General features: G+C 68.9%; 24 protein-coding genes. 4 read left to right on the forward strand and 20 right to left on the reverse strand.

From position 1 onward, the window contains the following. Positions 1-22: 22 nt before the first annotated feature. From ruvB to DIE21_RS13725, 8 genes are all read right to left on the reverse strand, one after another. Positions 23-1,090, reverse strand: coding sequence for a Holliday junction branch migration DNA helicase RuvB (gene ruvB, locus DIE21_RS13690; protein WP_124498205.1), 1,068 nt, complete (start codon positions 1,088-1,090; stop codon positions 23-25). 120 nt (positions 1,091-1,210) lie between these two features. After that, a complete protein-coding gene (gene ruvA / locus DIE21_RS13695; RefSeq protein WP_014898064.1) occupies positions 1,211-1,792 on the reverse strand; it encodes a Holliday junction branch migration protein RuvA in 582 nt (193 codons plus the stop codon). 193 nt (positions 1,793-1,985) lie between these two features. Continuing rightward, positions 1,986-2,528 (reverse strand): crossover junction endodeoxyribonuclease RuvC, encoded by a 543-nt coding sequence (ruvC, locus tag DIE21_RS13700; RefSeq protein ID WP_124498206.1) that lies wholly within the window; start codon positions 2,526-2,528, stop codon positions 1,986-1,988. Positions 2,529-2,679: 151 nt separating this feature from the next. Continuing rightward, complete coding sequence (gene purH / locus DIE21_RS13705) at positions 2,680-4,245, reverse strand: bifunctional phosphoribosylaminoimidazolecarboxamide formyltransferase/IMP cyclohydrolase (protein WP_044848279.1); 1,566 nt, start codon at positions 4,243-4,245, stop codon at positions 2,680-2,682. 44 nt (positions 4,246-4,289) lie between these two features. Beyond that, the gene (locus tag DIE21_RS13710; protein WP_006476892.1) at positions 4,290-4,523 is read right to left on the reverse strand and encodes a Fis family transcriptional regulator; all 234 of its coding nucleotides are present in this window, start codon (positions 4,521-4,523) and stop codon (positions 4,290-4,292) included. After that, entirely contained in the window at positions 4,520-5,587 is a 1,068-nt protein-coding gene (gene dusB, locus DIE21_RS13715; protein ID WP_124498207.1) for a tRNA dihydrouridine synthase DusB, read from the reverse strand. Before dusB ends, DIE21_RS13710 begins: the two co-directional genes overlap by 4 nt. Before the next feature lie 143 nt (positions 5,588-5,730). Beyond that, positions 5,731-6,918 (reverse strand): UbiH/UbiF/VisC/COQ6 family ubiquinone biosynthesis hydroxylase, encoded by a 1,188-nt coding sequence (locus DIE21_RS13720; RefSeq protein WP_124498208.1) that lies wholly within the window; start codon positions 6,916-6,918, stop codon positions 5,731-5,733. A gap of 80 nt (positions 6,919-6,998) precedes the next feature. After that, the gene (locus DIE21_RS13725; protein WP_124498209.1) at positions 6,999-8,396 is read right to left on the reverse strand and encodes an aminopeptidase P N-terminal domain-containing protein; all 1,398 of its coding nucleotides are present in this window, start codon (positions 8,394-8,396) and stop codon (positions 6,999-7,001) included. Between the two features lie 184 nt (positions 8,397-8,580). Here DIE21_RS13725 and DIE21_RS13730 point away from each other — a divergent pair, with 184 nt between their 5' ends. After that, a complete protein-coding gene (locus DIE21_RS13730) occupies positions 8,581-9,195 on the forward strand; it encodes a glutathione S-transferase family protein (protein WP_124498210.1) in 615 nt (204 codons plus the stop codon). 104 nt (positions 9,196-9,299) lie between these two features. On the opposite strand, the gene DIE21_RS13735 is transcribed toward DIE21_RS13730, so the two are convergent. The 4 genes from DIE21_RS13735 to DIE21_RS13750 form a co-directional block, all read right to left on the reverse strand. Continuing rightward, positions 9,300-10,919: an FMN-binding glutamate synthase family protein gene (locus DIE21_RS13735; protein WP_124498211.1), complete on the reverse strand. Its 1,620-nt coding sequence runs from the start codon at positions 10,917-10,919 to the stop codon at positions 9,300-9,302. 121 nt (positions 10,920-11,040) lie between these two features. Then, positions 11,041-12,210, reverse strand: coding sequence for a tRNA 2-thiouridine(34) synthase MnmA (mnmA, locus tag DIE21_RS13740; RefSeq protein WP_124498212.1), 1,170 nt, complete (start codon positions 12,208-12,210; stop codon positions 11,041-11,043). Further along, complete coding sequence (locus DIE21_RS13745; protein ID WP_124498213.1) at positions 12,207-12,716, reverse strand: NUDIX hydrolase; 510 nt, start codon at positions 12,714-12,716, stop codon at positions 12,207-12,209. The genes mnmA and DIE21_RS13745 overlap by 4 nt, the downstream gene beginning before the upstream one ends. A gap of 205 nt (positions 12,717-12,921) precedes the next feature. Continuing rightward, positions 12,922-13,842 (reverse strand): LysR family transcriptional regulator, encoded by a 921-nt coding sequence (locus tag DIE21_RS13750; protein WP_124498214.1) that lies wholly within the window; start codon positions 13,840-13,842, stop codon positions 12,922-12,924. Between the two features lie 80 nt (positions 13,843-13,922). Between DIE21_RS13750 and DIE21_RS13755 the strand changes: the two genes are divergently transcribed. Continuing rightward, positions 13,923-14,846 carry a carbon-nitrogen hydrolase family protein gene (locus DIE21_RS13755; RefSeq protein WP_124498215.1) on the forward strand — a complete coding sequence of 308 codons (924 nt, stop codon included), beginning with the start codon at positions 13,923-13,925 and terminating at the stop codon, positions 14,844-14,846. 135 nt (positions 14,847-14,981) lie between these two features. On the opposite strand, the gene DIE21_RS13760 is transcribed toward DIE21_RS13755, so the two are convergent. The 8 genes from DIE21_RS13760 to DIE21_RS13795 all read right to left on the reverse strand — a co-directional run bounded on the left by DIE21_RS13760 (position 14,982) and on the right by DIE21_RS13795 (position 24,165). After that, a complete protein-coding gene (locus tag DIE21_RS13760; RefSeq protein WP_124498216.1) occupies positions 14,982-15,668 on the reverse strand; it encodes a YafY family protein in 687 nt (228 codons plus the stop codon). Between the two features lie 73 nt (positions 15,669-15,741). Further along, entirely contained in the window at positions 15,742-16,152 is a 411-nt protein-coding gene (locus DIE21_RS13765; protein ID WP_124498217.1) for a VOC family protein, read from the reverse strand. Between the two features lie 287 nt (positions 16,153-16,439). Then, a complete protein-coding gene (locus DIE21_RS13770) occupies positions 16,440-17,738 on the reverse strand; it encodes a class I SAM-dependent RNA methyltransferase (protein WP_124498218.1) in 1,299 nt (432 codons plus the stop codon). A 166-nt stretch (positions 17,739-17,904) separates the two neighbouring features. After that, positions 17,905-20,028, reverse strand: a complete 2,124-nt coding sequence (locus DIE21_RS13775; protein ID WP_124498219.1) for a site-specific recombinase — start codon at positions 20,026-20,028, stop codon at positions 17,905-17,907. Positions 20,029-20,530: 502 nt separating this feature from the next. Next, a complete protein-coding gene (locus DIE21_RS13780; RefSeq protein ID WP_124498220.1) occupies positions 20,531-21,265 on the reverse strand; it encodes a membrane integrity-associated transporter subunit PqiC in 735 nt (244 codons plus the stop codon). Beyond that, positions 21,262-22,881, reverse strand: coding sequence for an intermembrane transport protein PqiB (locus DIE21_RS13785; protein WP_124498221.1), 1,620 nt, complete (start codon positions 22,879-22,881; stop codon positions 21,262-21,264). The genes DIE21_RS13780 and DIE21_RS13785 overlap by 4 nt, the downstream gene beginning before the upstream one ends. Further along, on the reverse strand, positions 22,874-23,503 hold the full coding sequence (locus DIE21_RS13790) for a paraquat-inducible protein A (protein ID WP_124498222.1): 630 nt from the start codon (positions 23,501-23,503) through the stop codon (positions 22,874-22,876). Before DIE21_RS13790 ends, DIE21_RS13785 begins: the two co-directional genes overlap by 8 nt. Continuing rightward, positions 23,500-24,165, reverse strand: coding sequence for a paraquat-inducible protein A (locus DIE21_RS13795; protein WP_124498223.1), 666 nt, complete (start codon positions 24,163-24,165; stop codon positions 23,500-23,502). The genes DIE21_RS13790 and DIE21_RS13795 overlap by 4 nt, the downstream gene beginning before the upstream one ends. Positions 24,166-24,422: 257 nt before the next feature. Here DIE21_RS13795 and DIE21_RS13800 point away from each other — a divergent pair, with 257 nt between their 5' ends. Together DIE21_RS13800 and DIE21_RS13805 are read left to right on the forward strand one after the other, a co-directional pair. Further along, positions 24,423-24,983 carry a cytochrome b gene (locus DIE21_RS13800; protein WP_124498224.1) on the forward strand — a complete coding sequence of 187 codons (561 nt, stop codon included), beginning with the start codon at positions 24,423-24,425 and terminating at the stop codon, positions 24,981-24,983. A gap of 8 nt (positions 24,984-24,991) precedes the next feature. Then, complete coding sequence (locus DIE21_RS13805; RefSeq protein ID WP_124498225.1) at positions 24,992-25,552, forward strand: YceI family protein; 561 nt, start codon at positions 24,992-24,994, stop codon at positions 25,550-25,552. Positions 25,553-25,599 lie beyond the last annotated feature (47 nt).

A 25,599-nucleotide genomic window follows, 5' to 3' on the forward strand; every position in this document is an offset into this window, starting at 1 on the left:
CTGGCTTGGCGCGGGCGGCGCGCTACTTCCCGTCGGGGGTGTCCCACATCCCGCGTTCGGCGTTGCCGGCATTGGGCGCCGAGAGCCCGAAGTGGCGGTACGTGAGCAGCGTCGCGACGCGCCCGCGCGGCGTGCGTTGCAGGAAGCCCTGCTGGATCAGGTACGGTTCGAGCACGTCCTCGATCGTGTCGCGTTCCTCGCCGATCGCCGCCGCGAGGTTGTCGATGCCGACCGGGCCGCCGTCGAACTTGTGCAGGATCGCCTCGAGCAGCTTGCGGTCCATCAGGTCGAAGCCGACCGGGTCGACGTCGAGCATCGCGAGCGCGGCGTCGGCGACGGCCGCGGTGATCTGGCCGTCGGCCTTCACTTCCGCATAGTCGCGCACGCGGCGCAGCAGCCGGTTCGCGATCCGCGGCGTGCCGCGCGAGCGCTTCGCGATCTCCAGCGCGCCGTTCGGATCGATCTGCGCGTTCAGCAGCGACGCCGAGCGCCGCACGATGCGCGACAGCTGGTCGGCATCGTAGAACTCGAGGCGCGCGACGATCCCGAAGCGATCGCGCAGCGGGTTGGTCAGCATCCCCGCGCGCGTGGTCGCGCCGACCAGCGTGAACGGCTGCAGGTCGAGCTTCACGCTGCGCGCGGCCGGCCCCTCGCCGATCATGATGTCGATCTGGTAATCCTCGAGCGCCGGATACAGGATTTCCTCGACGACCGGCGACAGCCGGTGGATCTCGTCGATGAACAGCACGTCGTTCGCTTCGAGGTTGGTCAGCAGCGCGGCGAGGTCGCCCGCGCGCTCGAGCACGGGGCCCGACGTCTGGCGCAGGTTTACGCCCATCTCGCGCGCGATGATGTGCGCGAGGGTGGTCTTGCCGAGGCCCGGCGGCCCGAACAGCAGCACGTGGTCGAGCGGCTCGGAGCGGCGCTTCGCGGCCTCGATGAAGATCTCGAGCTGGCCGCGCACCTTTTCCTGGCCGACGTAGTCGTCGAGGTGGCGCGGCCGCAGCGCGCGTTCGAACACCTCCTCGTGCGACGAGGCGGGCGTGGCGGCGATGATCCGCTCGGCGGCGAGTTTGTCGGTTTCAATCATGCGGCCATTGTACCGCGCACCGTCACGCGGCCGAACTGGCCGAACGGCCGACTGGCGCGCGCCGCGCGGTGGCGCAACACTGGCTCCGACAGCCGGTTCGGGCGCCTGCCCGGGCCGCCGTTACACCTTCGACAGCGCCTTGAGCGCGAGCTTGATGCCTTCGGACACGCCGGTGCCGGCCGGCACGTTCTTGATCGCGGCGAGGCCTTCCTTTTCGGAATAGCCGAGCGCGAGCAGCGCGTTGAGGATGTCGGTCGCGTGGTCGGACGGCGACGCGGCGCCGGCGAGCGCACCGAGATCGGCGCCGAGCTTGCCCTTCAGCTCGAGCAGCAGGCGCTCGGCGGTCTTCTTGCCGATGCCGGGCAGGCGCGTGAGGCGCGCGGCGTCCTGCATCGTCACCGCCTGCGCGAGCTCCTGCACGCTCATGCCGGACAGCACGGCGAGCGCCATGCGCGCGCCGATGCCGGTGATCTTCAGCAGTTCGCGGAAGGTCGTGCGCTCCTGCGGCGTCAGGAAGCCGTACAGCAGGTGCGCATCTTCTCGCACGATCTGCTGCGTGAGCAGCACGACGCGCTCGCCCGTTTGCGGCAGGTTGTAGAAGGTGCTCATCGGCACGTCGATTTCGTAGCCGACGCCGTTGCAGTCGACGAGCAGGTGAGGCGGGTTCTTTTCGAGCAGGATGCCGGCGATGCGACCGATCATGGATGGCGGGATGCGAGGAAGAAAGCGCGAGTGTAGCGCAGGTGCGGCGCGATGCCGATGGCTTGGCCGTCAGGTCGGGGCGATGCGCCGCGCGTGCGCGACGCGGGTCGAGCAGGCGGGCAGGGCGGTGGCAGGTGCAATGCGCGCGACGCGAGCGGCTGCGCGCCGCGCCGGGCGGTTGCGTGCCGTCGTATCAACCGACGAGCCGCCCACGCCGCACACGCAGCCCCTTCTTCGCGAGCGCCGGCGCGAGGCCGCTGATCGTGCCGAGCGTGTTGCCGCTGTGCGCATGGCAGATCGCCATCCCGAGCGCGTCGGCTGCGTCGCTGCCGGGCTGGCCGGTGAGATTGAGCAGCCGCGTGACCATCTCCTGCATCTGCGACTTGGTTGCGCGGCCGTAACCGACGACGGCCTGCTTCAGTTGCAGCGCGGTGTATTCGGCGACCGGCAGGCCGCCGGAGACGAGCCCGCAGATCGCGGCGCCGCGCGCTTGGCCGAGCAGCAGCGTCGATTGCGGGTTCACGTTGACGAACACCTGTTCGATCGCGGCCTGGTCGGGCGCGTGTTCGCGCACGAGCGTCGACACGCCCTGGAAGATCGTGCCGAGCCGGGTGGCGAGGTCGGCCGTCGGCGTGCGGATCACGCCGCTTGCGACATAGGCGAGCCGGTGGCCGCTGACGTCGATGATGCCGAAGCCGGTGACGCGCAGGCCAGGGTCGATGCCGAGAATTCGCATGAGTGAGGAGAAAAACCTGATGCAGCGATACTACAACGAATGGTGCGCGGCGCCGGCCGCGCGGTCGCGTGCGCCGGCGCCGCGCAACAAAAAACCCGGCGGGTGCGATGCCGCCGGGTTTGCGTGCGGCGGCCGTGCGGGCCGCATGCGATCAGTGACGGAAGTGACGCACGCCCGTCAGGATCATCGCGATGCCGTGCTCGTCGGCTGCCGCGATCACTTCGTCGTCGCGCATCGAGCCGCCCGGCTGGATCACGCAGGTCGCGCCTGCCGCGACAACGACGTCGAGACCGTCGCGGAACGGGAAGAACGCATCCGACGCGACGGCCGAGCCGGCCAGCGTGAGGCCGGCGTTCTGCGCCTTGATGCTGGCGATGCGCGCGGAATCGACGCGGCTCATCTGGCCTGCGCCGACGCCGAGCGTCATGCCGTTGCCGCAGAACACGATCGCGTTCGACTTCACGTACTTCGCGACGCGCCATGCGAACAGCAGGTCGTCCATTTCCTTCGCGGTCGGCTGGCGTTTCGTGACGACGCGCAGTTCGCTCGGCTGCACGTTCTTCGAATCGAGCGACTGCACGAGCAGGCCGCCGCCCACGCGCTTCAGGTCGAATGCGTTATGGCCGTCGCCCAGCGCGATCTCGAGCAGACGCACGTTCTGCTTCGCGGCGAACACCTGCTTCGCGGCGTCCGTGAACGACGGCGCGATCAGCACTTCGACGAACTGCTTCGCCACCGCCTGCGCGGCCGTCTCGTCGACTTCGCGGTTGAACGCGATGATGCCGCCGAACGCCGACGTCGGGTCGGTCTGGAATGCCTTCGCGTACGCGTCGGCCGAGTCGTTGCCGACCGCGACGCCGCACGGGTTCGCATGCTTGATGATCACGCAGGCCGGCGCGTCGAACGTCTTCACGCATTCCCACGCCGCGTCCGAATCCGCGATGTTGTTGTACGACAGTTCCTTGCCCTGCAGCTGGCGGTAGTTCGCCAGTGCGCCGGCCGGTGCCGCGAGGTCGCGGTAGAACGCGGCGCTCTGGTGCGGGTTCTCGCCGTAGCGCAGGTCCTGCACCTTGTCGAACGCCATGTTCAGCGTCGCCGGGTACGCGCTGCGCGACGCGTGCTGCAGCTCGTCGGTCAGGCTCGTCAGGTAGTTCGTGATCGCACCGTCGTATTGGGCGGTGTGCGCGAACACCTTCGTCGCGAGGCGGAAGTTGGTCGCGTAGCCGATCGCGTTGCCGTTCGCCTTCATTTCGTCGAGCACGACCGCGTAGTCGGCCGGATCGACGACGACCGTCACGTCGCGGTGGTTCTTCGCGGCCGAGCGCAGCATCGTCGGGCCGCCGATGTCGATGTTCTCGATCGCGTCGGCGAGCGTGCAGTCGTCCTTCGCGATCGTCGCGACGAACGGATACAGGTTCACGACCAGCAGGTCGATCGTCGGGATGCCGTGCTGCTCCAGCGCCTGCATGTGCTCGGGCAGGTCGCGGCGGGCGAGGATGCCGCCGTGCACTTTCGGGTGGAGCGTCTTCACGCGCCCATCGAGCATTTCCGGAAAGCCCGTGTAATCGGCCACTTCGGTAACGGGCAGGCCCGCATCGGCCAGGAGTTTCGCGGTGCCGCCGGTCGACAGCAGCTTGACGCCGAGGTCGGACAGCGACTTCGCGAAGTCGACGATGCCGGTCTTGTCGGAAACGGAAATGAGCGCTTGCTTGATCATGATGGAACCACCAATAGCCAGGGAAACGGGGACGGGACGGCCGCCTACAGCAGGCCGTGCTGCTGCAGCTTCTTGCGCAGCGTATTGCGATTGATGCCGAGGTACTCCGCGGCGAGCGACTGGTTGCCGCCGGCCTGTACGAGCACGACCTCGAGCATCGGCTTTTCGACGCAGGACATCACCATTTCATAGACGTCGTGCGGATTGGAGCCGTCTAGATCCCGGAAATACACGTCCAGGCTCTCGCGGACACATTGTTCGATGTTGTGCTTGCTCATGCTGCTAACTGGTTATGGTCGTCCGACTCGCCCTGGCCGTTTTCCTCTTCGTCATCGACGTAGACGAGGTGGTCCGACAGCGCCTTTTGCGCCTCGAAGAATGCATTGACGGCGGCGAGCTGCTCGCGGGTGGAATCAAGCGTGTTCATCCGGTGCCGGAACCCGTTGGCACCGGAAAGGCCGCGAGTGTACCAGCCGATGTGCTTGCGCGCAGTACGGACGCCCGTGAATTCACCGTAGAACGCGTAATGGTCTTCCAGGTGTTCGTTCATCACGTGCTGGATCTCGTCGATCCGCGGCGGGGGCAGCAGCTCGCCGGTTTGCAGGAAATGATCGATTTCGCGGAACAGCCACGGCCGGCCTTGCGCGGCGCGACCGATCATCAGCGCATCGGCGCCGGTTGCGTCGAGCACGGCCTTCGCTTTCGCCGGCGACGTGATGTCGCCGTTCGCGACGACCGGGATGCGCACGGCCGCCTTCACGGCCGCGATGGTGTCGTATTCGGCATCGCCGCGGTACAGGTCGGCGCGCGTGCGGCCGTGCACGGTCAGCATCGAGACGCCGGCCGCCTCGGCGAGGCGCGCGACCGTGATCGCGTTCTTGTGCTCGCGGTCCCAGCCGGTGCGGATCTTCAGCGTGACGGGCACCGCATCCGGCCCCGTGCCGACCGCCGCGACGACGGCCTCGACGATCCGCTGCACGAGCGGCTCGTTCTGCAACAGCGCGGAGCCGGCGGCGACGTTGCAGACCTTCTTCGCCGGGCAGCCCATGTTGATGTCGATGATCTGCGCGCCGTTGTCGACGTTGTAGCGGGCCGCTTCGGCCATCATCGCCGGATCGGCGCCGGCGATCTGCACCGCGATCGGCTCGACTTCGCCTGCGTGGTTCGCCCGTCGCATCGTCTTCGCGCTTTTCCACAGCTGCGCGTTGGACGCGACCATCTCGGACACGGCGTATCCGGCCCCCAGCCGCTTGCACAGCTGGCGGAACGGACGATCCGTCACCCCGGCCATCGGGGCGACGAACAGATTGTTACGCAAAACGTGAGAGCCGATAACGGGCATTGCAATGGCACCACCCGCGAGCGCCGGGCGTCGCGGGCAAAAAAGGGCGGTGGGAAAACGCGCATTTTACCGTATTCCCATGCCCCGCCGATTTGACCCGGTTTGCGCGGCCCGACGGCGCGCAATGCGCGGCGCGCCGCGCGTCAGTTGCGCTGGCCGAACATCATCTGGCGCGCGATCGCCTTCTTGAGCGGCGGCACGAATTCGAGTGCGGTGAGCGCCGCGCCGCGCAGCAGCGGAAGCGGGCCGGTGTCGACCGTGAACAGGCGCGCGAGCGTGTCGGTCGCGCCGATCGTGAAGCGCCGGTCGAGCGCGCGCCGCGCGTTGAAGGTCGCGAGCGCGGTTGCTTCGAAGCCCTGCGTGGACAGCGTGTCGACGAGCGTATGCGCATCGCGCAGCCCGAGGTTGAGCCCCTGGCCGGCGACCGGGTGCAGCGTTTGCGCGGCGTTGCCGACGATCGCGATGCGTCCGCTGACGAGCGTCTGCGCCGCGTTCAGGCCGAGCGGGAACGATGCGCGTCCCGCGATCGCGACGAACTGACCCATGCGCTCGCCGAATGCCGCGCCGAGTTCGCGCAGGAACGCGTCGTCGGGCAGGGCGGCGCGGCGGGCCGCCTCGTCGGGCGTGCAGCACCACACGAGCGAATACTCGGCCTGGCGCGGGCCGCCGAGCGGCAGCAGCGCGAGTGGGCCTTGGTGCGTGAAGCGTTCCCACGCGACGTTCGGGCGCGGCGCCGAGACCGTGACCGTGCCGACGATCGCGGTCTGACCGTAGTCGCGGCGATGGTTGCCGGTATCGGCCTGCTGCTCGTGGAACAGCCCGCCTTCCGCGTTGATGACGATGCGCGCGCGCAGCGTGCGCTCGCCTTGCGGGCCGTCGAGCGTCAGCGTGACGCCGTCGGCGTCCTGTTGCGGCGCGCGGGCGGTGGTCGACGTGAGCCAGTCGACGCGCGTGCCGCGCACCGCCTGCGCGAGCGCCTGCACGATCGAGCCGTAGCGCACCACGTAGCCGAGCGCGGCGAGGTCGTGCTCGTCGCGGTCGATCAGCGTGCGGCCGAAATGGCCGCGCTGCGACACGTGGATGTGTTCGATCGGCGTCGCGTCGCCGGGCCACGCGAGCGTGTCGAGCAGCACGCGGCTGCCGTGCGACACGGCGATCGCGCGCGGATCGTTCGCGCTCGCGGCCGGCTCGCGCGCGTCGATCAGCGCGATCGACGCGTGCTGCGTCGCGCTGCGCCGTGCGAGCCAGCCGGCGAGCGCGAGCCCGACGGGGCCCGCGCCGACGATGGCGAGGTCGTAGTCCGGCGTGGCCGGGGAGGAAGCGGTCGTCATCAGTGTTCGTGAAACGGAGTAACGGTCAACGGCGGGTCAACGGCGCGCCCGCCGACGCGCGATGGCAGCCTGCGGCACGCTCAGGCGCCGTGCGGCGCGCTCGCGCGCATCAGTGCCTCGATCTCGGCGGCCGCCACCGGCACGTCGCGCGTGATCAGCTCGCAACCGTGCTCGCGCACGATCGCGTCGTCCTCGATGCGGATGCCGATGTTCCAGTATTCGGACGGCACGTCGTCGGCGGCCCGCACGTACAGGCCCGGCTCGACGGTGAGCGTCATGCCGGGTTTCAGCGTGCGCCACGGCAGCGCGCCGTTGGCGTCGCGCTCGGCGAGCCGCTCGCGGTAGTCGCCGCAATCGTGCACGTCCATGCCGAGCCAGTGGCCGGTGCGGTGCATGTAGAAGCGTGCGTACGCGCGCTCGGCGATCACGTCGTCGACGCTCGAGAAGCGCGTTTTCGGGATGATGCCGGCATCGAGCAGCCCCTGCGCCAGCACACGCACGGCCGCGTCGTGCGGCGCCTCGAACGGCACGCCCGCGCGCGTCGCGTCGATCGCGGCCTGCTGCGCGGCGAGCACGATGTCGTACAGCGTGCGCTGCGCGGGCGAGAAGCGCCCGTTGGCCGGGAACGTGCGCGTGATGTCCGACGCGTAGCCGTCGAGTTCGCACGCCGCATCGATCAGGATCAGGTCGCCGTCCCGCGCGGCCGCGTTGCCGGCCGGGTAGTGCAACACGCATGCGTTCGCGCCGGCCGCGACGATCGAGCCGTACGCGGGCGCCTGCGCGCCATGCTTGCGGAACGTGTACAGCAGCTCGGCCTCGAGTTCGTATTCGCGGATTCCCGGGCGGCACACCTGCATCGCGCGGCGATGGGCGAGCGCGGAGATGTGCGCGGCGCGCATCATGATCGCGAGCTCGTGTTCGTCCTTCACGAGCCGCATGTCGTCGAGCAGCGGCGTGAGGTCGAGCAGCGCGTCCGGCGCGGCGACGCCCGCGCGCGCCTGCGCGCGCACCGCATCGATCCAGCCGGCGAGCTGGCGGTCGAATTCGGCCGATGCGCCGAACCGGTAGTGCACGGTGCCCGCATCGGCGAGCAGCCGCGGCATTTCGGTGTCGATCACGTCGACTGCGTAGGCCGCGTCGAAGCCGAACGCATCGCGCGCGGCCTCGGGCCCGTAATGGAAACCTTCCCAGATCTCGCGGTCGGCATTCTTCGCGCGGCAGAACAGGACCGATTCCGGCGCGCCGTGCGAGCCGGCCGCGCTCAGCACGAGCACGGCATCCGGCTCGGTGAAGCCCGTCAGGTAATGGAAATAGCTGTCGTGCCGGTACGGGAAGGCCGTATCGCGGTTGCGCAGCATTTCCGGCGCGGTGGGGACGATGGCGACGCCGCCGCCCGCGGCACGCAGTGCGGCAAGCACGCGTTCGCGGCGCTGGCGGTAGACGTCGACGGCGATGGCGGTATCGAGGGGCGCATTCATCGTGCGATTGTAGCGCCGCCGGACGCGGCGCGTGAAAGCCGCGGCCGCAAGCAGCGCCGGACGGGGCTCGGCGACGGCTGTTGCAAACCATCCACAGGCCGGACGGGCGATTTCCTACCCGGCCGCGCCGGCCGGTTATGATCGGCGACAACTTATACTCTCGGCGGTTCCCTTAAAAAGGCAGATGATGAAATTAATCGGTTCGCTCAGCAGCCCGTACGTCCGAAAGGCGCGGATCGTGCTTGCTGAAAAGAAGATCGACTACAAGCTGGAGCTCGAGAACGTGTGGGCGCCGGAGACGGACATTCATGCATCGAATCCGCTCGGCAAGGTCCCGTGTCTCGTGATGGAGGATGGGGCCGCGGTGTTCGATTCCCGCGTGATCTGCGAATACGTCGATACGCTGTCGCCGGTCGGCAAGCTGATTCCGCCGTCGGGGCGCGAGCGCGTCGAGGTGCGTTGCTGGGAAGCGCTGGGCGACGGCGTGCTCGACGCGGCCGTGGCGATCCGTCTCGAACACACGTTGCGTGAAGAAGCACAGCGCAGCGCGAGCTGGATCGCGCGCCAGCAGCGCAAGATCGACGACGCCCTCGTCGCGATGTCGCAGGGCCTCGGCGGCAAGACGTGGTGCGTCGGTAATCATTACACGCTCGCCGACATCGCGCTCGGCTGCGCGCTCGGCTACCTCGACTTCCGGATGCCCGAACTCGACTGGCGCGACCGCCATCCGAACCTCGACAAGCATTTCGTGAAGCTGTCGCAGCGGCAGACGTTCGCCGACACGCTGCCGCAAGTCTGACCGGCTGCCGGCCGCGGATCGTGCAAACAAACGAAAAGCGCCCCGCGAGGCGCTTTTCTTTTTGGCGGATCGCCCGGGCGACGGGCGGTCGCGCGTATCACGCGTTACTCGATCGACGTGTAAACGGTCTCGCCGAGCACGAACGAATCGCTGCGCGCGATCGGCCACCACTTGTCGTACAGCGTATAGCCGCAGGTCTGGCCGTCGAGCAGCGCGCCGGGCTTCAGGTACTTCAGCAGCTGCGACATCAGCCGTACCTCGTGCGGCGCGACGCGCTGCACGATGTGATGCGCGCGCAGCTCGGACGGATGGCCGAGGCCGGCCGCCTGCACGAGTTCCTGCAGCGCATGCAGCGTATTGCGGTGGAAGTTGTACACGCGCTCGGCCTTGTCCGGCACGACGAGGGCGCGCTGGCGCACCGGATCCTGGGTGGCGACGCCGGTCGGGCAGCGGTCGGTGTGGCAGTGCTGCGCCTGGATGCAGCCGACCGCGAACATGAAGCCGCGCGCCGAGTTCGCCCAGTCCGCGCCGATCGCGAGCGTGCGCGCGATGTCGAACGCGGTGATGATCTTGCCGCTCGCGCCGAGCTTCACGCGGTCGCGCACGCCGATCCCGACGAGCGTGTTGTGGACCAGCAGCAGCCCTTCCTGCAGCGGCACGCCGACATGGTCGGTGAATTCGAGCGGCGCCGCGCCGGTGCCGCCTTCCGCGCCGTCGACGACGATGAAGTCGGGCACGATGCCCGTCTCGGTCATCGCCTTCGCGATCCCGAAGAATTCCCACGGATGGCCGATGCACAGCTTGAAGCCGGTCGGCTTGCCGCCCGACAGCGTGCGCAGCCGCTCGACGAATTCGAGCAGCCCGCGCGGCGTCGAGAATTCCGAGTGCGTCGCGGGCGAGATGCAGTCCTTGCCCATCGGCACGCCGCGCGTCTCGGCGATCTCCGGCGTGATCTTCGCGGCCGGCAGCACGCCGCCGTGGCCGGGCTTCGCGCCTTGCGACAGCTTGACCTCGATCATCTTGACCTGCGGATCGGCGGCCTGCTTCGCGAACTTGTCCGGGTTGAACGTGCCGTCCTCGTTGCGGCAGCCGAAGTAGCCGGACGCGATTTCCCAGATGATGTCACCGCCGTTCTCGCGGTGATATTTCGACAGCGAGCCTTCGCCCGTGTCGTGCGCGAACCCGCCTTTCTTCGCGCCGAGGTTCAGCGAGCGGATCGCGTTCGCGGACAGCGAGCCGAAGCTCATCGCCGAGATGTTGAAGATCGAGATGTCGTATGGTTGCGCGCGGTTCGCGCCGACCCGGATGCGGAAGTCGTGGTTCGGCAGCTTCGTCGGCGCGAGCGAGTGGCTGATCCATTCGTGCGCGACGGCCTTCACGTTCAGTTCGGTGCCGTACGGGCGGTTGTCGGCGACGTTCTTCGCGCGCTGGTAGACGAGGCTGCGCTGGGCGCGCGAGAACGGCTTCTCGTCGGTGTCGTCCTCGACGAAATACTGGCGGATCTCGGGGCGGATGAATTCGAACAGGAAGCGGAAATGGCCCCAGAGCGGGTAGTTGCGCAGGATCGCGTGGCGGTCTTGCTTCAGGTCGTACAGGCCGAGTGCGACGAGGGCGACGGGGAGGATGATCCACAGCCAGGGAAGCACGTGGATCGACGCGAGTGCGGCCGCCGCAACGAGCAGCAGGACGGCACACCACATCGCGAGGTAGCGTCGTGAAAGCATGGGGGCTCCGTAAGCATCTTGAAATGCCGCCATGCGTACGCTGCGAGGGCGGCGCGCCGCGGCCGCGGCGGAATCGTGTTCCGCCGGGCGCGGCGTGCCGCAAGTCTAAACCGAATGGATGTCAGCGTGCTTCGGCGAGCGCGCCCGCGTGGGCTGCCGCCGGTACCGGCGCCGTCTGGCCGGGCTGGCCGGTGGCCGCGAACTCGATGATGCCGCCGCCGAGGCAGATCTCGCCCTCGTACAGCACGGCCGACTGGCCGGGCGTGACCGCCCATTGCGCGTCGTCGAACGTGAGCGAGAAGCGTCCTTCGTCGGCCTGGCCGAGCGCGGCCCGGCCGAACGAGCATGCGGCATCGGCCTGCCGGTAGCGCGTCTTCGCGCCGCACGAGAAGCCGTCGGCCGGCGGCTCGCCCGCGACCCAGCTCACGTTGCCGGCGACGAGCTCGCGCGACAGCAGCCACGGATGGTCGTGGCCCTGCACGACGTACAGCGTGTTCGACGCGATGTCCTTCGCGGCGACGAACCACGGCTCGCCGCTGCCGTCCTTGCTGCCGCCGAGGCCGATGCCCTTGCGCTGGCCGAAGGTGTAGAACGCGAGGCCGATGTGCTCGCCGACCACCTTGCCGTCCGGCGTCTTCATCGGGCCCGGCTTCGTCGGAAGATAGCGGTTCAGGAAGTCGCGGAACGGCCGTTCGCCGATGAAGCAGATGCCGGTCGAGTCCTTCTTCTTCGCGTTCGGCAGGCCGATCTGCGCGGCGATCTCGCGCACCTTCGTCTTCGGAATCTCGCCGAGCGGGAACATCGTCTTCGACAGCTGCGCCTGGTTCAGCCGGTGCAGGAAGTACGACTGGTCTTTCGTATGATCGAATGCCTTCAGCAGTTCGAAGCGACCGTCGCGCTCGCGTACGCGCGCGTAGTGGCCGGTCGCGATCATTTCCGCGTCGAGCGACATCGCGTGATCGAGGAACGCCTTGAACTTGATCTCGGCGTTGCACAGCACGTCCGGGTTCGGCGTGCGGCCGGCCGAGTATTCGCGCAGGAATTCGGCGAACACGCGGTCCTTGTATTCGGCCGCGAAGTTCACGGCTTCCACGTCGATGCCGATCAGGTCGGCGACCGACACGACGTCGATCCAGTCCTGGCGCGTCGAGCAGTATTCGCCGTCGTCGTCGTCTTCCCAGTTCTTCATGAACAGGCCGACCACGTCGTACCCCTGTTCCTTCAGCAGCCACGCGGTCACCGACGAATCGACGCCGCCCGACATGCCCACTACTACACGGCGCTTGCTCATTTGTTTACCGCCTGACGGTCGAATGCGTCCGGACGCGGCGCGACCGAATGCGTATGCACGAAATCGAGCGGAATCCGCCGCCCGGCGAGATAGTCGTCGACGCAGCGCATCACCGCCGGCGAGCGGTGGCGTTCGCTGCACGCGCGCAGTTCGTCGGCGCTCATCCACAGCGCGCGGACGATGCCGTCGTCGAGCGTGTGGCCCGGCAGCGGCTCACCGGCCGTGCCGCAGAACGTGAAGCGCAGGTAGGTCGCGCCGGCGGTGCCGGGGCGGTCGTAGTGCGCGAGATAGACGCCGACGAGCGCGTCGGGGACGAACGGATGCGCGGTTTCCTCGAGCGTCTCGCGGATCACGGCGTCGGCGAGCGTCTCGCCGGCTTCGAGATGGCCGGCTGGCTGGTTGATGCGCAGGCCCGTCGAGGTTTCTTCCTCGATCACGAGAAAGCGGCCGGCGCGCTCGACGAGCGCCGCGACGGTCACATGCGGGGTCCAGATTTCGGGTTTCATGGTTCGGCATTTTACCGGTTGCGCCCGGACGCTGCCGGCCGCATCGTCAGACGAATCCGACCCTGGTCATTTCATGGGCACGGCGGTGACGGGCGCCCCATTCGCCGCGACACGTATCGGGTATCGGCGGTGCGGCCTGCCTCGATCGGCGAGCGGCCCCGGCGGCAGGGCCGAACCGGTAGCGGTTCAATCATGCCCCGTTTTTTCACGGCGCGACGATCGTCGCGACGCAGGCGGCGATCGTGTCCCGCACGCGCACGATCGCCGGATCGCGCTGCGTGCTCGTGCGCCAGCCGATCTCCACCGGGTAGCGCGGCAGCTCGACCGGGCACGCGAGCGCGCGCAGCGACGTCGATTGCGCGATCGCGCGTGCGGCGTGCGCGGGGATCGTTGCCACCGCGTCGGAACCGGCGAGCAGGTACGGCAGCGCCGCGAAGTGCGTGGTCGAGGCCGCGACGCGCCGTTTGTGGCCGAGTGCGGCCAGCGCCTCGTCGACGATCCCGATCACGCCGCCCGACGACACGAGCAGGTGATCGCGCTGCAGGAAATCGGCGAGCGCGAGCGTGCGCGGCGAGCGCGCGCGGCCGGCCGGATCGACCAGGCACGCGTAGCCGCCCGTCGCGACCGCGCGCCGGCTGAGGCCGTTGGCCGAAAACCCGCCCGACGCGATCGCGAGATCGACGCCGTGCCGCAGCAGTGCGTCGCCGGCGATGCCGCTGTGCGTTTGCCGGAAGATCAGCCGGATGCCCGCGGCTTCCCGCGCGACCGCGTCGATCAGCGCGCGGCCGAGTGCGATCTCGAAGTCGTCCGACAGCCCGATCGAGATCGTGCGGCCGACGCGCTCGCCGCTATCGGCCGCGATCGCGAGGCTTTCGCGGCAGCGGTCGAGCGCATCGGACAGGATCGGCTTCAGTTCGTCCGCGCGCGGCGTCGGTGCGAGCCCGCGGCCGGTGCGCACGAACAGCGGATCGGCATAGATCACGCGCAGCCGGGCGAGCGCCGCGCTGACGGCCGACTGCGTGAGGCCGAGCCGCAGCGCCGCGCGGCTCGCGCCGCCTTCCTCGTACAGCGCCTCGAACACTTTCAGCAGGTTCAGGTCGAGTCCGGCGATATCATCTGAATTCATGTCAGTTATCGTTGTATCGATTTGATCGATGAAATGATATCGACAAAGATGGCGTCACCCCACTCACTGGAGACGTCTTCATGTCCACCTCAGTCATCGCCGCGCTGCAGATCGGCGCATCGCCCGCCGGCACGCGCGCCACGCTCGACACGATCCTCGGCTACGAAACCGCGATCCGCGACAGCGGCGCGTCGCTCGTCGTGCTGCCCGAGGCCGTGCTCGGCGGCTACCCGAAAGGCGAGATCTTCGGCACGCGGCTCGGCTACCGGTTGCCCGAGGGCCGCGACGCGTACGCGCGCTATGCCGCGCAGGCGATCGACGTGCCGGGGCCCGAAACCGACGAACTGGCCGCGCTGTCGCAGTGCACGGGCGCGAGCCTCGTGGTCGGCGTGATCGAGCGCGGCGGCAGCACGCTGTACTGCACGGCGCTGTTCTTCGATCCGCGCGACGGGCTCGTCGCGAAGCACCGCAAGCTGATGCCGACCGGCACCGAGCGGCTGATCTGGGGGCAGGGCGACGGCTCGACGCTGCCGGTGGTCGACACGGCCGCGGGCCGCGCAGGCGCCGCGATCTGCTGGGAGAACCACATGCCGCTGCTGCGCTGCGCGATGTACGCGAAAGGCGTGCAGATCTGGTGCGCGCCGACCGTCGACGAGCGCGACCTGTGGCAAAGCTCGATGCGGCACATCGCGCACGAGGGACGCTGCTTCGTCGTGAGCGCGTGCCAGGTGCAGCCGTCGCCGCGTGCGCTCGGCATCGACGTGCCGGGGTGGGATCCCGAGCGGCCGCTGATCCGCGGCGGCAGCGTGATCGTCGGGCCGCTCGGCGACCTGCTGACGGAGCCGCTGATCGGCGAGGCCGGGCTCGTGACCGCGCGCATCGATACCGATGAGCTCGTGCGTGCGCGTTACGACTTCGACGTCGTGGGGCACTATGCGCGCGCCGACGTGTTTTCGCTGCACGTCGACGAGCGGCCGAAGCGGTCAGTGGTGTTCGGGGAGTGACGGGCGTTATCGGCGCGCGGACGCCCCGGCGCACGAATGGCGGCGGGGCGGGGGCGGGCTTGCCGCCTGCTGCCGCCATTGCCGACGTGCCCGCGCATGCCGAAGCGGTGAAGCTGTCGCTCGGCGCCGCGCGCGTCAGCGCATCGGCGCTTCCGCGATTCGCATGTAGTCGGCGATCCGCCGGCCTTCCATGTCCGGAAACTGCTCGTGCACGGTGATGTCGCCCATTCGCGCGATGTCGAAGGTGCGGAAGTCGTCGCGCAGCTCGCACCACGCGCCGATCGTCCAGCGTCCGCCCCAGTAGACGAGCCCGAGCGGCCACACGCGGCGCTGCGTGTGCGCGCCGAGCCGGTCGCGGTAGTCGAAGCTGACGATGTGGTGCGTGTCGACCGCCTGGTGGATCGCGTCGACCTTCGCGCAGAACGTTTCGTCGATGTGGAACGACGGCGCGAACACCGGCAGGCGGTCGAGCGCGGTGCGCTTGTCGGCCGGCATCGCCGACGCGATCTTCGCGAGTGCCGACCGCGCACCGCCCGCGAAGCGCGCGCCGCCCCAGGTCTCGAGCATCCTCGCGCCGACCGCGAGCGCCGCGAGTTCCTCGGCCGTGAACGTGAGCGGCGGCAGGCTCGCGTTGCGGTTCAGCCGGTAGCCGATGCCGGCTTCGCCTTCGATCGGCACCCCTGACAGTTGCAGGTCGCGCACGTCGCGATAGACCGTGCGCGGCGACACCGACAGCCAGTCGGCGAGCTGCTGCGCGGTCGTGAGACGCCGCCCGCGCAGCAGCTCGGCGATCTGGAACAGGCGGTCGGCACGGCGCGTCATGGCTGCACCTCGACTCCAGCGGCTAGGGGGACTTCGCGATGATAGCCCCGCGCCGGCCGGATCGTGGACGCGCTCAGTGGCATTTCGGTGCGTGCAGGCCGACGCGGTTGCCTTCGGTATCGATCAGGTAGCCGATGTAGCCGTAGTTGTTCGGCAGCTCGACGACCGAGCCCTGCACGACGCCGCCCGCGCGTTTCGCGCGCTCGAGCGCCGCGACGACCGACTCGCCGGCGTTCAGGTACACGAGCACGCCGTTCGCGCTCGGCTTCATCTGCTGCGGATCGAACACGATGCTGCCGCCCGTGCTCGACGCTTCGTGATCGAACACGGCCATCGGCACGCCGCCGATGACTTCGCGCTGCAGCGTCGTTTGCAGCACGGTTTCGTAGAAACGGATCGCCCGGTCGAAATCGAGGGACGGGATGTCGAACCACGCGATCGCGCGTTCCAGCGTTGCGGTTGCGGTTGCAGTTGCGGACGTCATGACGAGCTCCTTGTCTTGTTCGGGTTCTTGATGGAAACCAGCCTTGCATTGCGCCGGGATTGCAGTGTGACGGGGGGCTGCTGACAGCGTGCTGTCAGTAGTCACGGCGGGGCTGACAAAAGGCAGCTTCGCCGGCGCAAGAGCCGTGCGAAACCTCAGCGGCGTGACAGTGGCGGAGCGGCACGCGTGGCGCCACCCGCATGGGTGCGGCGGAAAGAAAAATGCCCGGCCGATTGGCCGGGCATCGTCTGGGTGTCAGCAGGCGGCCGCAGCGGCCGCTTCGCGCGTCAGGCGTCGCCTTCCGGCGCGGCCGGGCGTGCCTTCACGCTGCCGGCGATCAGGTCGAAGCGGAACAGCCGGCATTCGAGCGCGCCGTTGAACAGCGGCGTCTTCGCCGATTCGCGCAGCCGCAGCTGGCCCGGCAGCGACCGGTCCGACGTCAGCAGGAACGCCTGCCAGCCGGTGAAGCGCTGCTTGAGCGCATCGCCGAGCGCGTTGAAGAACTCGCTGTCCGGCGCGTCGGTGTGCGTGCGGCGGAACGCGTCGTCGTTGCCGCGGTTGCGGCCCGTCTCGCGCACCTCGCCGCGCGCGCTGCGGCCGCGCACCTCGATCCGCTCGCCGTACGGCGGGTTCGCGAGGATGATGCCCGGGCCGTCGCACGGCGGCGCCATCCCGCGCGCGTCGACCTGCTTGAGCCATACCGACGGCACGCCCGCGCGTTCGAGGTTCGCGCGCGCCTTCTCGAGCATGTCGCCCGAGATGTCGCTGCCGTACACGCCGAGCGCATCGCGCTTGCCGCGCGCCGCGCGCTTCGCGTCGAGCGCCGCGACCTTCAGGCCCTGCCAGGCGGTGATGTCGTACTGCTTGAGCTTTTCGAAGCCGAAGCGGCGCTCGACGCCCGGTGCGACGCCGAGCGCGATCTGTGCGGCTTCCGCGAGGAACGTGCCGCTGCCGCACATCGGATCGTACAGCGGCGTGCCGGGCGTCCAGCCCGTCAGGCGCAGGATGCCGGCCGCGAGGTTCTCGCGCAGCGGCGCCGCGCCCTTGTCGAGACGCCAGCCGCGCTTGAACAGCGGCTCGCCCGACGTATCGAGGTACAGCGTGCACTCGGTGGCCGTCAGGAACGCGAACACGCGCACGTCCGGCGCCCCGGTGTCGATGCTCGGCCGCGAGCCGGTCTTGTCGCGCATCCGGTCGCAGATCGCGTCCTTCACGCGCAGCGTCGCGAATTCGAGGCTCTTCAGCGGCGACTTGATCGCGGTGATGTCGACGCGCAGCGTCTGCGTCGACGCGAACCAGCGTTCCCACGGCTGCTCGAGCGCGAGCGCGTAGACGTCCTGTTCGTTGCGGTACGGGCGGTGCGCGATCTTCAGCAGGATCCGGCTCGCGATCCGCGAATGGAGGTTCGCGGCCATGCCGGCGGCCCAGCCGCCGCGGAAATGCACGCCGCCCGGCACCTGCGCGCCCGGGGTGAACGGCGCGCCGTCCAGATGGCGGCCGGCGATTTCGGCCAGCTCGGCGGCAAGCGCCGCTTCGAGGCCGCGCGGGCAGGGAGCGAAGAATTCGTACAGGGTGGGCGAGGACATAAGGCGGGTGAGGACGTGCAAAAGTCCACCATTGTACGCGGCGCGGGCGGCCGGAGCCGGCGTTGGGTCCGATTTGGGACGCCGCCGAGGGCGCACCGGCCGTGACGGCGCGCCGCCAGGGCCCGCGCGGCGGCGCCCGCCCGGGCGGCGCGCCGCCGTCAGACGGTCAGTGCGAGCCCGGCTGGCCGGCCCGCGCGGCCGTTCCACCGGCCGGCCAGAACAGCGCGGACGGCTTCGACAGCACCGTGCGGACGATCGCGCCGACCAGCGCGCGCACCTTGGCGCGGCGCAGGCTGCGCGAGCGCACGGCCATCGTGAACGCGAGCGCGAAGCTCACGAGCACGTTGAGGACCGCCATGCTCAGCACGCCGGCGCAGGCCCACCACAGCTCTGGCGTGCCCAGCGCATCCTTGCCGAGCACGCCGAGCGCGATTCCGATCGAGCCGGCCGACAGCGTCACGTGCCGCACTTCGAACGGGAACAGGAACACGGTGACGATCGCCGGGATCAGGCCGAGCATCAGGCCGAGACCGACGTTGGCGACCACGCCCGCGACGTTCGACCGGCAGAAGTGCGCGAGCTTTGCGGCGCCCGACGCACCGAGCGTGATCCGCAGCCGGCGGTTGTACGCGAGCGCGTCGCCGACCCGGTGCAGCACGAACCAGTTGTCGGCCCAGCCCGCGAGCAGGCTCGACGCCCACAGCAGCACGCCCGTGAGCGCCGCGTAGAGCGGCGTCGGGCCCAGCAGCGAGAACGAATGCAGCGTCGCGTGCGCCTTGTCCGGCGAGATCAGGTTCGCGTGCAGCAGGTTGCCCGCGAACAGCTGCACGAGCAGGCACACGGGCAGCACGACGAGCACGTTGCCGGAGATCGCCGCGGCCTGCGTGCGGATCAGCGCGATCACCGACGCGACGAACGCCTTCACGCCTTCCTCGTGACCGGTGTCGTCGAGCTCGCGCGCGAGCGTCGGCGCGGTCATCGCGGGTTGCTTGGTCGCGAGCGTGAAGTGCAGGAAGTGCATCAGCATGAAGCTCGCCGCGTAGTTGACGCCCGCGAGCAGCCCTTCGAGCATCGACTGCAGGTGCGCGCCCGTGATCGCGAACTTCACGCACACGGTCGCGACGGTGACGAGGCCGCCGCCCGCGGCCATCCGCAGCATCTTCAGGTACTCGGCGCGGCCGCGCGAGATGTAGTGCTCGCCGGTGTCCGCGTTGGTCTCGACGAGCTTGCGCGCGAACAGCGAGAAGTTGCTGCGCACGAGGTGCGTGACGCTCTGGCTGTTCTGGTTCGCGTCGACGAGCTCGGCCGTCAGGCGCGCCATCCCGCGCAGGTCGTCGCGTGCCATCCACGCGTTGAGCAGCGTTTCCGCGCGCAGGATGCGCATGCGCATCCGTTCGACCTGGAACACGATGTCGACCGACACGCCATTGCGGTACAGGTGTGCGAACACGTCATCGACCGCGATCCGGCATTCGTCGAGCAGCACGCGCAGGTAGTTCACCTCGTGCAGCAGCTTGCTCGCGTCGCCGCCGTCCTCGGCGGCCGCGTGCGCGGTCTCGACCGCGAGCATCGCGCGCGTGAGGCGGTAGAACGGCTGCGCTTCGAGCGGCTTGCGCGCGTCGTCGTCGGACAGGCGGCTGCGCACCGTCTGCGACAGGCCGGTCGAGCTGATCTGGCAGGTCAGGTTGTGCAGCGCGGCCAGCAGGTCGCGCGAGAACGAGCCGGGCTCGTGGCGTTCTTCGTCGGTGACGTCGAACGAGATCAGCTCGGCGAGGCGGGCGAGCAGGTCGTCGGGCAGCGCATCGATCCATTGCGCGTCTTCCGGTGCCGGGAACATCAGCGTGAACAGCGCCGTCAGCTCGCGGCGGTTCGGCGCGGGCGGAATCAGCGACGAGTCGATCCGCTCGAACAGCGCGCCGAAGAAGCCGGAGTGCACCGGCATGCCGGCGTCGCACAGCAGCGAGATGCCGTCGCATTCGCGCAGGATCCCGCGCAGGATGCGCGCCGCGTGCGATTTCCACGCGGGATTGCGATCGAGCACGTGGAACAGGTAGCGCAGCCGCGCGTGCGCCGGGTACACGCGCGTGTCGGCATCACGCTCGGCCGGCGCATCCTGCGTGGCCTGCATCGCGCCGTTGCGGCGCAGCCAGTGCGCGAGCTCGATCAGCCATTCGCTGCGCTCGGCGTACGACGCTTGCGCGTCGGCATGCGCGAGCAGCGCATCGAGCTGGTGGCTCGCATTGCGCGACGCGCGCCACTTCTTGATCAGGGTCGTCAGGGAACGAAACATAAACGGATTGGCGAAAGCCCTGGACGGGCGGGTTCGGGATGCCGGCCGGGAACACGGCGCGGCGCCGGGGAGAACGGTGAGGCGGGTCGCGTTGCCGGACGATGCGCGGCGACCCGCGATGCGGCTGCCCCGATGCGGTGCACGCGGATTGCGTGCGAGCCCCGGGAGATGCGGAGATCGCGCCGGACGCGAACGGATCGTCGCCGGCTGGCGCGCACGACAGGGGAGCCGGCCGGAAAGTGCGTAGGATCGTCAATCGGGCGCGAAAACGCAAGCCGACCGCACTGCGTGGTGCCGGTTCCGGCGGATTTTGACAAACAGTGCAAAGCTGCCGTCCGGCCGATGGGTGACGTGCAGCATCGGCCTTGTCGGCGATGGCGGCCGGTTCGCGGGCGCGGCGGCGCGCGCCCGCGGATCGCTGCCGATGAGCACTACCGGGCGACGCGTGCCGAATGCAGTCGCATGCGCGAATGCACCGGACACCGGCGCGCGCGCCGCACGCTTACGCGCCGGACTTGCCGGTCGCGCCGGCGTCGCCGCCTGGCGTCGGATTGGCCGGGCAGGGCACGACGGGCGCGGCGGCCGCCGCCTTGCCGGATGCGGTCGTGGATGGGGCCGACGCAGCCGTCGCCCCGCGCCGCGCGGCCAGCGCGCGCACGCCGGACGCAGCCTGCGACGCAATCACGTCGAGCGCGCGCCGGTGGCCGGCGACGAGCGCGTCGTAGCCGTCGGCGACCGGTTCGGCGACGCTCGTGCGGCACGTCATCACCGCCTGCGTGCCGAGCGCGCGCACGCTCCACACCGCATCGATCGCCGCACGCTTGCCGGGCCACGACTCGAAGCGCTGCACGTTCACGCTGATCCGATAGACGGGCACGCCGGCCGGGTACGCGGAATTCGCGACATCGATCGTGCCGAGCTGCGCGGCGAGATCGTCGGACAGCGCGCGGCGAATCTCGTCGGCGGGCGGCGCGGCCCAGCGTTCCTGTTCGAGCACGTCGACCTGCGCGGCGTTCTTCTGCACGACGAGCTGGTTCTTCGCGACCTGTTCGGGCACGCCGACCGACGGCACTTCGATCAGGAACGCCGGGTTGGCGGGCGCGGTGCGCACGGGCGCCGCGGCGTCGGCCGGGCTCAGCGTATAGAACCGCGCGGGCGGCGAGCTGCACGCGGCGAGCGCGAGCGCGGCGAAGGCCGCCGCCGCGCCGCTCGCGAAACCGTTCACGCGTGTCGTCATGGTTTGTCTCCTGGCTTGCCCTTGAGCAGCGATTCGGGATGGCGCTCCAGATAGTCGGCGAGCGCGTTCAGCGATTGCAGCGTGCGCGTGAGCTCCTTCAGCGCGCCGCGCACGTCGGACTGCAGCGGCGAATCCTGCTGCAGCGTCGCCTCGGCGGTCGAGAAGGTCTGCTTCGCGGCCGACAGCGTGTCGCGCGCTTCCGGCGCGACCTGCGTGTCGAGCTGCTTGAACAGCTTGTCGGCGTTCGCGAGTGCGCTGTTCAGGTTCGCGCCGATCTGGTCGAACGGCACCTTGTCGAGTTTCTTCGCGATGTCGGCGACCTGCAGCTGCAGCTCGTCGAGCGTGTTCGGCACGGTCGGCAGCTCGAGCGGCTGGCGTGCCGCGTCGATCGTCACGGCCGGCGCCTTCGGGAAGAAGTCGAGCGCGACGTACAGCTGGCTCGTCAGCAGGTTGCCGGTGCGCAGCTGGCCGCGCAGCCCGTGCCTGACGAGGCGCTCGACGATCTCGCGGCGGGCCGGTTCGCCCTTGCTCTCGATCGTTTCGCGGAAGCGCGGGCCGAGCCGCTCCGGATACACGTTCATCGTCACCGGCATCAGGAAGTTCTTGGTCTTCGGATCGAAGTCGATGCCGATGTTCGTCACTTCGCCAAGCACGATGCCGCGGAAGTCGACCGGTGCGCCGACGGCGAGCCCGCGCAGCGACTGGTTGAAGTTCATCACGACCTGCAGCGGCTGGCCGTCCGGGTCGCGCATCGCGTCGGCCTCGTCGGAGCCGAGACGGAAGGTCGTGTTGTTCGGCGCGGTCGCGCCGCTGTCCTGGTTCGGCGGCGTCTGGAATGCGATGCCGCCGAGGATCACTGTCGCGAGCGACTGCGTGTTCAGCTTCAGGCCGCTCGAATCGAGCCGCAGGTCGACGCCGCTCGCCTGCCACCAGCGCGAGTTCACGCCGACGTACTGGTCGTACGGCGCATTGACGAACACGTTGAACGTGACGCCCGTGCCGTCCTTGTCGAGCGAGAAGCCGACCACCTGGCCGACCTGCACGCGGCGGTAGTAGATCGGCGAGCCGATGTCGACCGAGCCGAGCGAATCGCCGCGCAGCACGTACTGCGTGCCTTTCTGGTCGCCGGTCACGGCCGGCGGGGTTTCGAGGCCCGTGAAGTCGCTCTGCGAGTCCTGCCCGTGGCCGGCGTCGACGCCGATGTACGCGCCCGACAGCAGCGTGCCGAGCCCCGACACGCCGGTCGCGCCGATGCGCGGACGCACGATCCAGAAGCGCGAGCCCTTGACCGCGAAGTCCTCGGCTTCCTTCTTCAGCTGCACCTGGACGAGCACGCGCGACAGGTCCTTCGACAGCTTGATCGTCTTGACCATGCCGATCTCGACGTCCTTGTACTTGACCTGCGTCTTGCCCGGCTCGAGGCCTTCCGCGCTGTGGAAGCTGATCGAGATTTCCGGGCCGCGCTCGCGCACGGACTTGATCACGAGGCCGATGCCGATCAGCGCGGCGATCAGCGGCACGAGCCAGACGAGCGACGGCAGCCAGCCGCTTTTCGTCGAGATCGCCGGATCGGGCGGCCGGGACGCGTCGTGCTGCGGGCCTTGCGGACTATTCATGGTGTTTCCCTGAGGTTTCGACTGGATCCCAGATCAGGCGGGGATCGAACTGCATCGACGCGAGCATCGTCAGGATCACGACCGAGCCGAACGCGAGCGCGCCGGGGCCGGCCGTGATGACGGCGAGCGAACGGAAATGGACGAGCGCGACGGTGAGCGTCACGACGAAGATGTCGAGCATCGACCAGCGGCCGATCCGCTCGACGATCCGGAACAGGCGCGTGCGCTGCAGCGGCCGCCACGCGGCGCGCCGCTGCGCGCTGCTGACGAGGATCGTCAGCACGCCGAGCTTGAGCATCGGCACGAGGACGCTGGCGACGAACACGACGACCGCGAGCGGCCAGTCGCCGGATGTCCAGAAATAGATGACGCCGCTCATGATCGTGTCTTCCTGCGAGCCGACGATCGATGACGTGTGCAAGATCGGCAGCAGGTTCGCCGGAATATAGAGGATCGCGGCCGCGATCAGCAGCGCCCACGTGCGCATGATGCTGTTCGGCGTGCGGAAGTGAAGCGTGCTGCCGCAGCGCGCGCAATGCGCGTGCGGATGGTCGATCGTCTGCACGAGCCCGCATGCGTGACAGCTGGCGTAGCCCTCGCGGGCGGCGGTCGGCATCGTCATCGGCGGGGGGCTTCCGGCAGCGGCGCGGTGTTGTCGGGCCGCGCGGGCGGACGCCCGGCGCGCAGGTCGTCGGCCATGTCCCACAGCGTGCGCGGATCGAACATCAGCACGACGGCGGTCATCAGCGTCAGTGCGCCGAACGCGAACAGCGCCGCGTCGGGAACGACTCTTGCGAGACTCACCATCTTCACGATCGTGACGAGGATGCCAAGCATGAACACCTCGATCATCCCCCACGGCCGCACGAACTGGATCGTGCGCAGCACCAGGTTGAGGCCCGGCGGCACGACGCCCCGGCGGATCGGCAGCAGCACATAAAGCAGCGCGGCCATCTCGACGAGCGGGAAGAGCACGGTCGAACAGAACACCATCACGCCGACGACCTCCATGTCCTGATGCCACAGCGCGTCGATCGCGCCGATCAGCGTCGTCTGCACGCGGGTGCCGTTCAGGTCCATCTCGAGGATCGGGAATGCCTGCGCGATGACGAACGTGACGAGCGCCGCGACCGCAAGCGCGCTGATTCGCTCGATCTGCGTGGTGCTGTCGCGATAAAGCAGCGCATCGCACCGCGGGCAGCGCGCGATTTCGCGGCGCGCGAGATGCGGTTTATGCAACAGTGCGTCGCATTCGTGGCAGGCAATCAGGTCGTGTCGTTGCATGGGAAAAGCGGTTGTGCGACGGGCGGGGGACGCGTCGGCGGGGCCGGAACCCGCGCCAATCTTACCAAAACGGCTTTTTCGACGTGTCAACGGTCGGTTATCGGGTGACCGGTCGGTAACATGGCGTCAACATGGCAGCCGGCTGACGCGCCTGTCCTCAGAGTCCGCGCGCGACAAAAGGTTGCGGTAGCATGGCGCCCTTGACAAGCGTCGGTCGAAGTTGCCGACGCAGCTGTTCGCTCAACTGAGGATCCAAGATGGCATCGAATTCGCTGCCGGCCACGCCGGTACGTTATACGCAGACCGCGATCGCGCTGCACTGGCTGATCGCGCTGCTGATCGTCTGCGGCTTCGCGCTCGGCTGGGTGATGACCGACATCCCCGGCTTCACGCCGACCAAGCTGAAGTACTTCTCATGGCACAAGTGGATCGGCGTGACGGCGTTCGTGCTGGCCGTCGTGCGCGTGCTGTGGCGGGCGACTCACGCGTCGCCGGCACTGCCCGGCAATACGCCGGCATGGCAGCGCGCGGCGTCGCACGGCGTGCACATGCTGCTGTACGTGCTGATGCTCGTGATTCCGGTGACCGGCTATCTGTACAGCTCGGCGTCGAACATCCCGGTCGTCTATCTCGGCATCGTGCCGCTGCCGCGCCTGATCGATCCCGATCCGGTGCTGAAGGAAACCTTCAAGACGCTGCACGTGACTTTGAATTACATTCTGCTTGCACTCGTCGCCATGCACGTGCTCGCGGCGCTCAAGCACCAGTTGTTGGACCGCGACGGCCTGCTGTCGCGGATGCTTCCCTCCGCCAAATGAAGGATCCCATGAACGTGTCTTTCTCCCGCTCCATGCTGACCGCGTTCGCCGCGGTGTCACTTGTCGCGTCGGCCGCGGCGCATGCCGACGTCGATCTCGCGAAGAGCAAGGTGTCCGCCGTGTCGAAGCAGATGAACGTGCCGACCGAAGGCGCATTCAAGAAGTTCTCCGCGCAGGTGAAGTTCGACCCGGCGAAGGCCGCGCAGGGCAGCGCGCAAATGTCGATCGACATCGCGAGCTTCGACCTCGGCGACAAGATGTACAACGAGCAGGTCACCGGCAAGGACTGGTTCGACGCGAAGGCATATCCGCAGGCGAGCTTCGCGTCGTCGGCGATCGCGCCGGCCGGCGGCAACAAGTACAACGTGACCGGCAAGCTGACGATCAAGGGCAAGTCCGAGACCGTCACGGTGCCCGTCACGGTCACGCAGAACGGCGCGACGCAGACTTTCGACGGCGTGCTGCCGATCAAGCGCTCGGCGTTCAACGTCGGCACCGGCGAGTGGAAGGACACGTCGATCGTCGCCGACGAAGTGCAGATCAAGTTCCATCTCGTCGCCGCGAAGTAAGCGGCGGGCTGTCGCATCACCCGAATGCCGCGCGAGTGCGCGGCGCT

The organism is Burkholderia sp. Bp9140 (genome assembly GCF_003853425.1).
GTDB lineage: Bacteria > Pseudomonadota > Gammaproteobacteria > Burkholderiales > Burkholderiaceae > Burkholderia.

What these genes read in the sequence shown, in the direction of transcription:
- ruvB (WP_124498205.1), bottom strand. Translation starts at nt 1,090, where the DNA reads ATGATTGAAACCGACAAACTCGCCGCCGAGCGGATCATCGCCGCCACG.
- ruvA (WP_014898064.1), bottom strand. Translation starts at nt 1,792, where the DNA reads ATGATCGGTCGCATCGCCGGCATCCTGCTCGAAAAGAACCCGCCTCAC.
- ruvC (WP_124498206.1), bottom strand. Translation starts at nt 2,528, where the DNA reads ATGCGAATTCTCGGCATCGACCCTGGCCTGCGCGTCACCGGCTTCGGC.
- purH (WP_044848279.1), bottom strand. Translation starts at nt 4,245, where the DNA reads ATGATCAAGCAAGCGCTCATTTCCGTTTCCGACAAGACCGGCATCGTC.
- DIE21_RS13710 (WP_006476892.1), bottom strand. Translation starts at nt 4,523, where the DNA reads ATGAGCAAGCACAACATCGAACAATGTGTCCGCGAGAGCCTGGACGTG.
- dusB (WP_124498207.1), bottom strand. Translation starts at nt 5,587, where the DNA reads ATGCCCGTTATCGGCTCTCACGTTTTGCGTAACAATCTGTTCGTCGCC.
- DIE21_RS13720 (WP_124498208.1), bottom strand. Translation starts at nt 6,918, where the DNA reads ATGACGACCGCTTCCTCCCCGGCCACGCCGGACTACGACCTCGCCATC.
- DIE21_RS13725 (WP_124498209.1), bottom strand. Translation starts at nt 8,396, where the DNA reads ATGAATGCGCCCCTCGATACCGCCATCGCCGTCGACGTCTACCGCCAG.
- DIE21_RS13730 (WP_124498210.1), top strand. Translation starts at nt 8,581, where the DNA reads ATGATGAAATTAATCGGTTCGCTCAGCAGCCCGTACGTCCGAAAGGCG.
- DIE21_RS13735 (WP_124498211.1), bottom strand. Translation starts at nt 10,919, where the DNA reads ATGCTTTCACGACGCTACCTCGCGATGTGGTGTGCCGTCCTGCTGCTC.
- mnmA (WP_124498212.1), bottom strand. Translation starts at nt 12,210, where the DNA reads ATGAGCAAGCGCCGTGTAGTAGTGGGCATGTCGGGCGGCGTCGATTCG.
- DIE21_RS13745 (WP_124498213.1), bottom strand. Translation starts at nt 12,716, where the DNA reads ATGAAACCCGAAATCTGGACCCCGCATGTGACCGTCGCGGCGCTCGTC.
- DIE21_RS13750 (WP_124498214.1), bottom strand. Translation starts at nt 13,842, where the DNA reads ATGAATTCAGATGATATCGCCGGACTCGACCTGAACCTGCTGAAAGTG.
- DIE21_RS13755 (WP_124498215.1), top strand. Translation starts at nt 13,923, where the DNA reads ATGTCCACCTCAGTCATCGCCGCGCTGCAGATCGGCGCATCGCCCGCC.
- DIE21_RS13760 (WP_124498216.1), bottom strand. Translation starts at nt 15,668, where the DNA reads ATGACGCGCCGTGCCGACCGCCTGTTCCAGATCGCCGAGCTGCTGCGC.
- DIE21_RS13765 (WP_124498217.1), bottom strand. Translation starts at nt 16,152, where the DNA reads ATGACGTCCGCAACTGCAACCGCAACCGCAACGCTGGAACGCGCGATC.
- DIE21_RS13770 (WP_124498218.1), bottom strand. Translation starts at nt 17,738, where the DNA reads ATGTCCTCGCCCACCCTGTACGAATTCTTCGCTCCCTGCCCGCGCGGC.
- DIE21_RS13775 (WP_124498219.1), bottom strand. Translation starts at nt 20,028, where the DNA reads ATGTTTCGTTCCCTGACGACCCTGATCAAGAAGTGGCGCGCGTCGCGC.
- DIE21_RS13780 (WP_124498220.1), bottom strand. Translation starts at nt 21,265, where the DNA reads ATGACGACACGCGTGAACGGTTTCGCGAGCGGCGCGGCGGCGGCCTTC.
- DIE21_RS13785 (WP_124498221.1), bottom strand. Translation starts at nt 22,881, where the DNA reads ATGAATAGTCCGCAAGGCCCGCAGCACGACGCGTCCCGGCCGCCCGAT.
- DIE21_RS13790 (WP_124498222.1), bottom strand. Translation starts at nt 23,503, where the DNA reads ATGACGATGCCGACCGCCGCCCGCGAGGGCTACGCCAGCTGTCACGCA.
- DIE21_RS13795 (WP_124498223.1), bottom strand. Translation starts at nt 24,165, where the DNA reads ATGCAACGACACGACCTGATTGCCTGCCACGAATGCGACGCACTGTTG.
- DIE21_RS13800 (WP_124498224.1), top strand. Translation starts at nt 24,423, where the DNA reads ATGGCATCGAATTCGCTGCCGGCCACGCCGGTACGTTATACGCAGACC.
- DIE21_RS13805 (WP_124498225.1), top strand. Translation starts at nt 24,992, where the DNA reads ATGAACGTGTCTTTCTCCCGCTCCATGCTGACCGCGTTCGCCGCGGTG.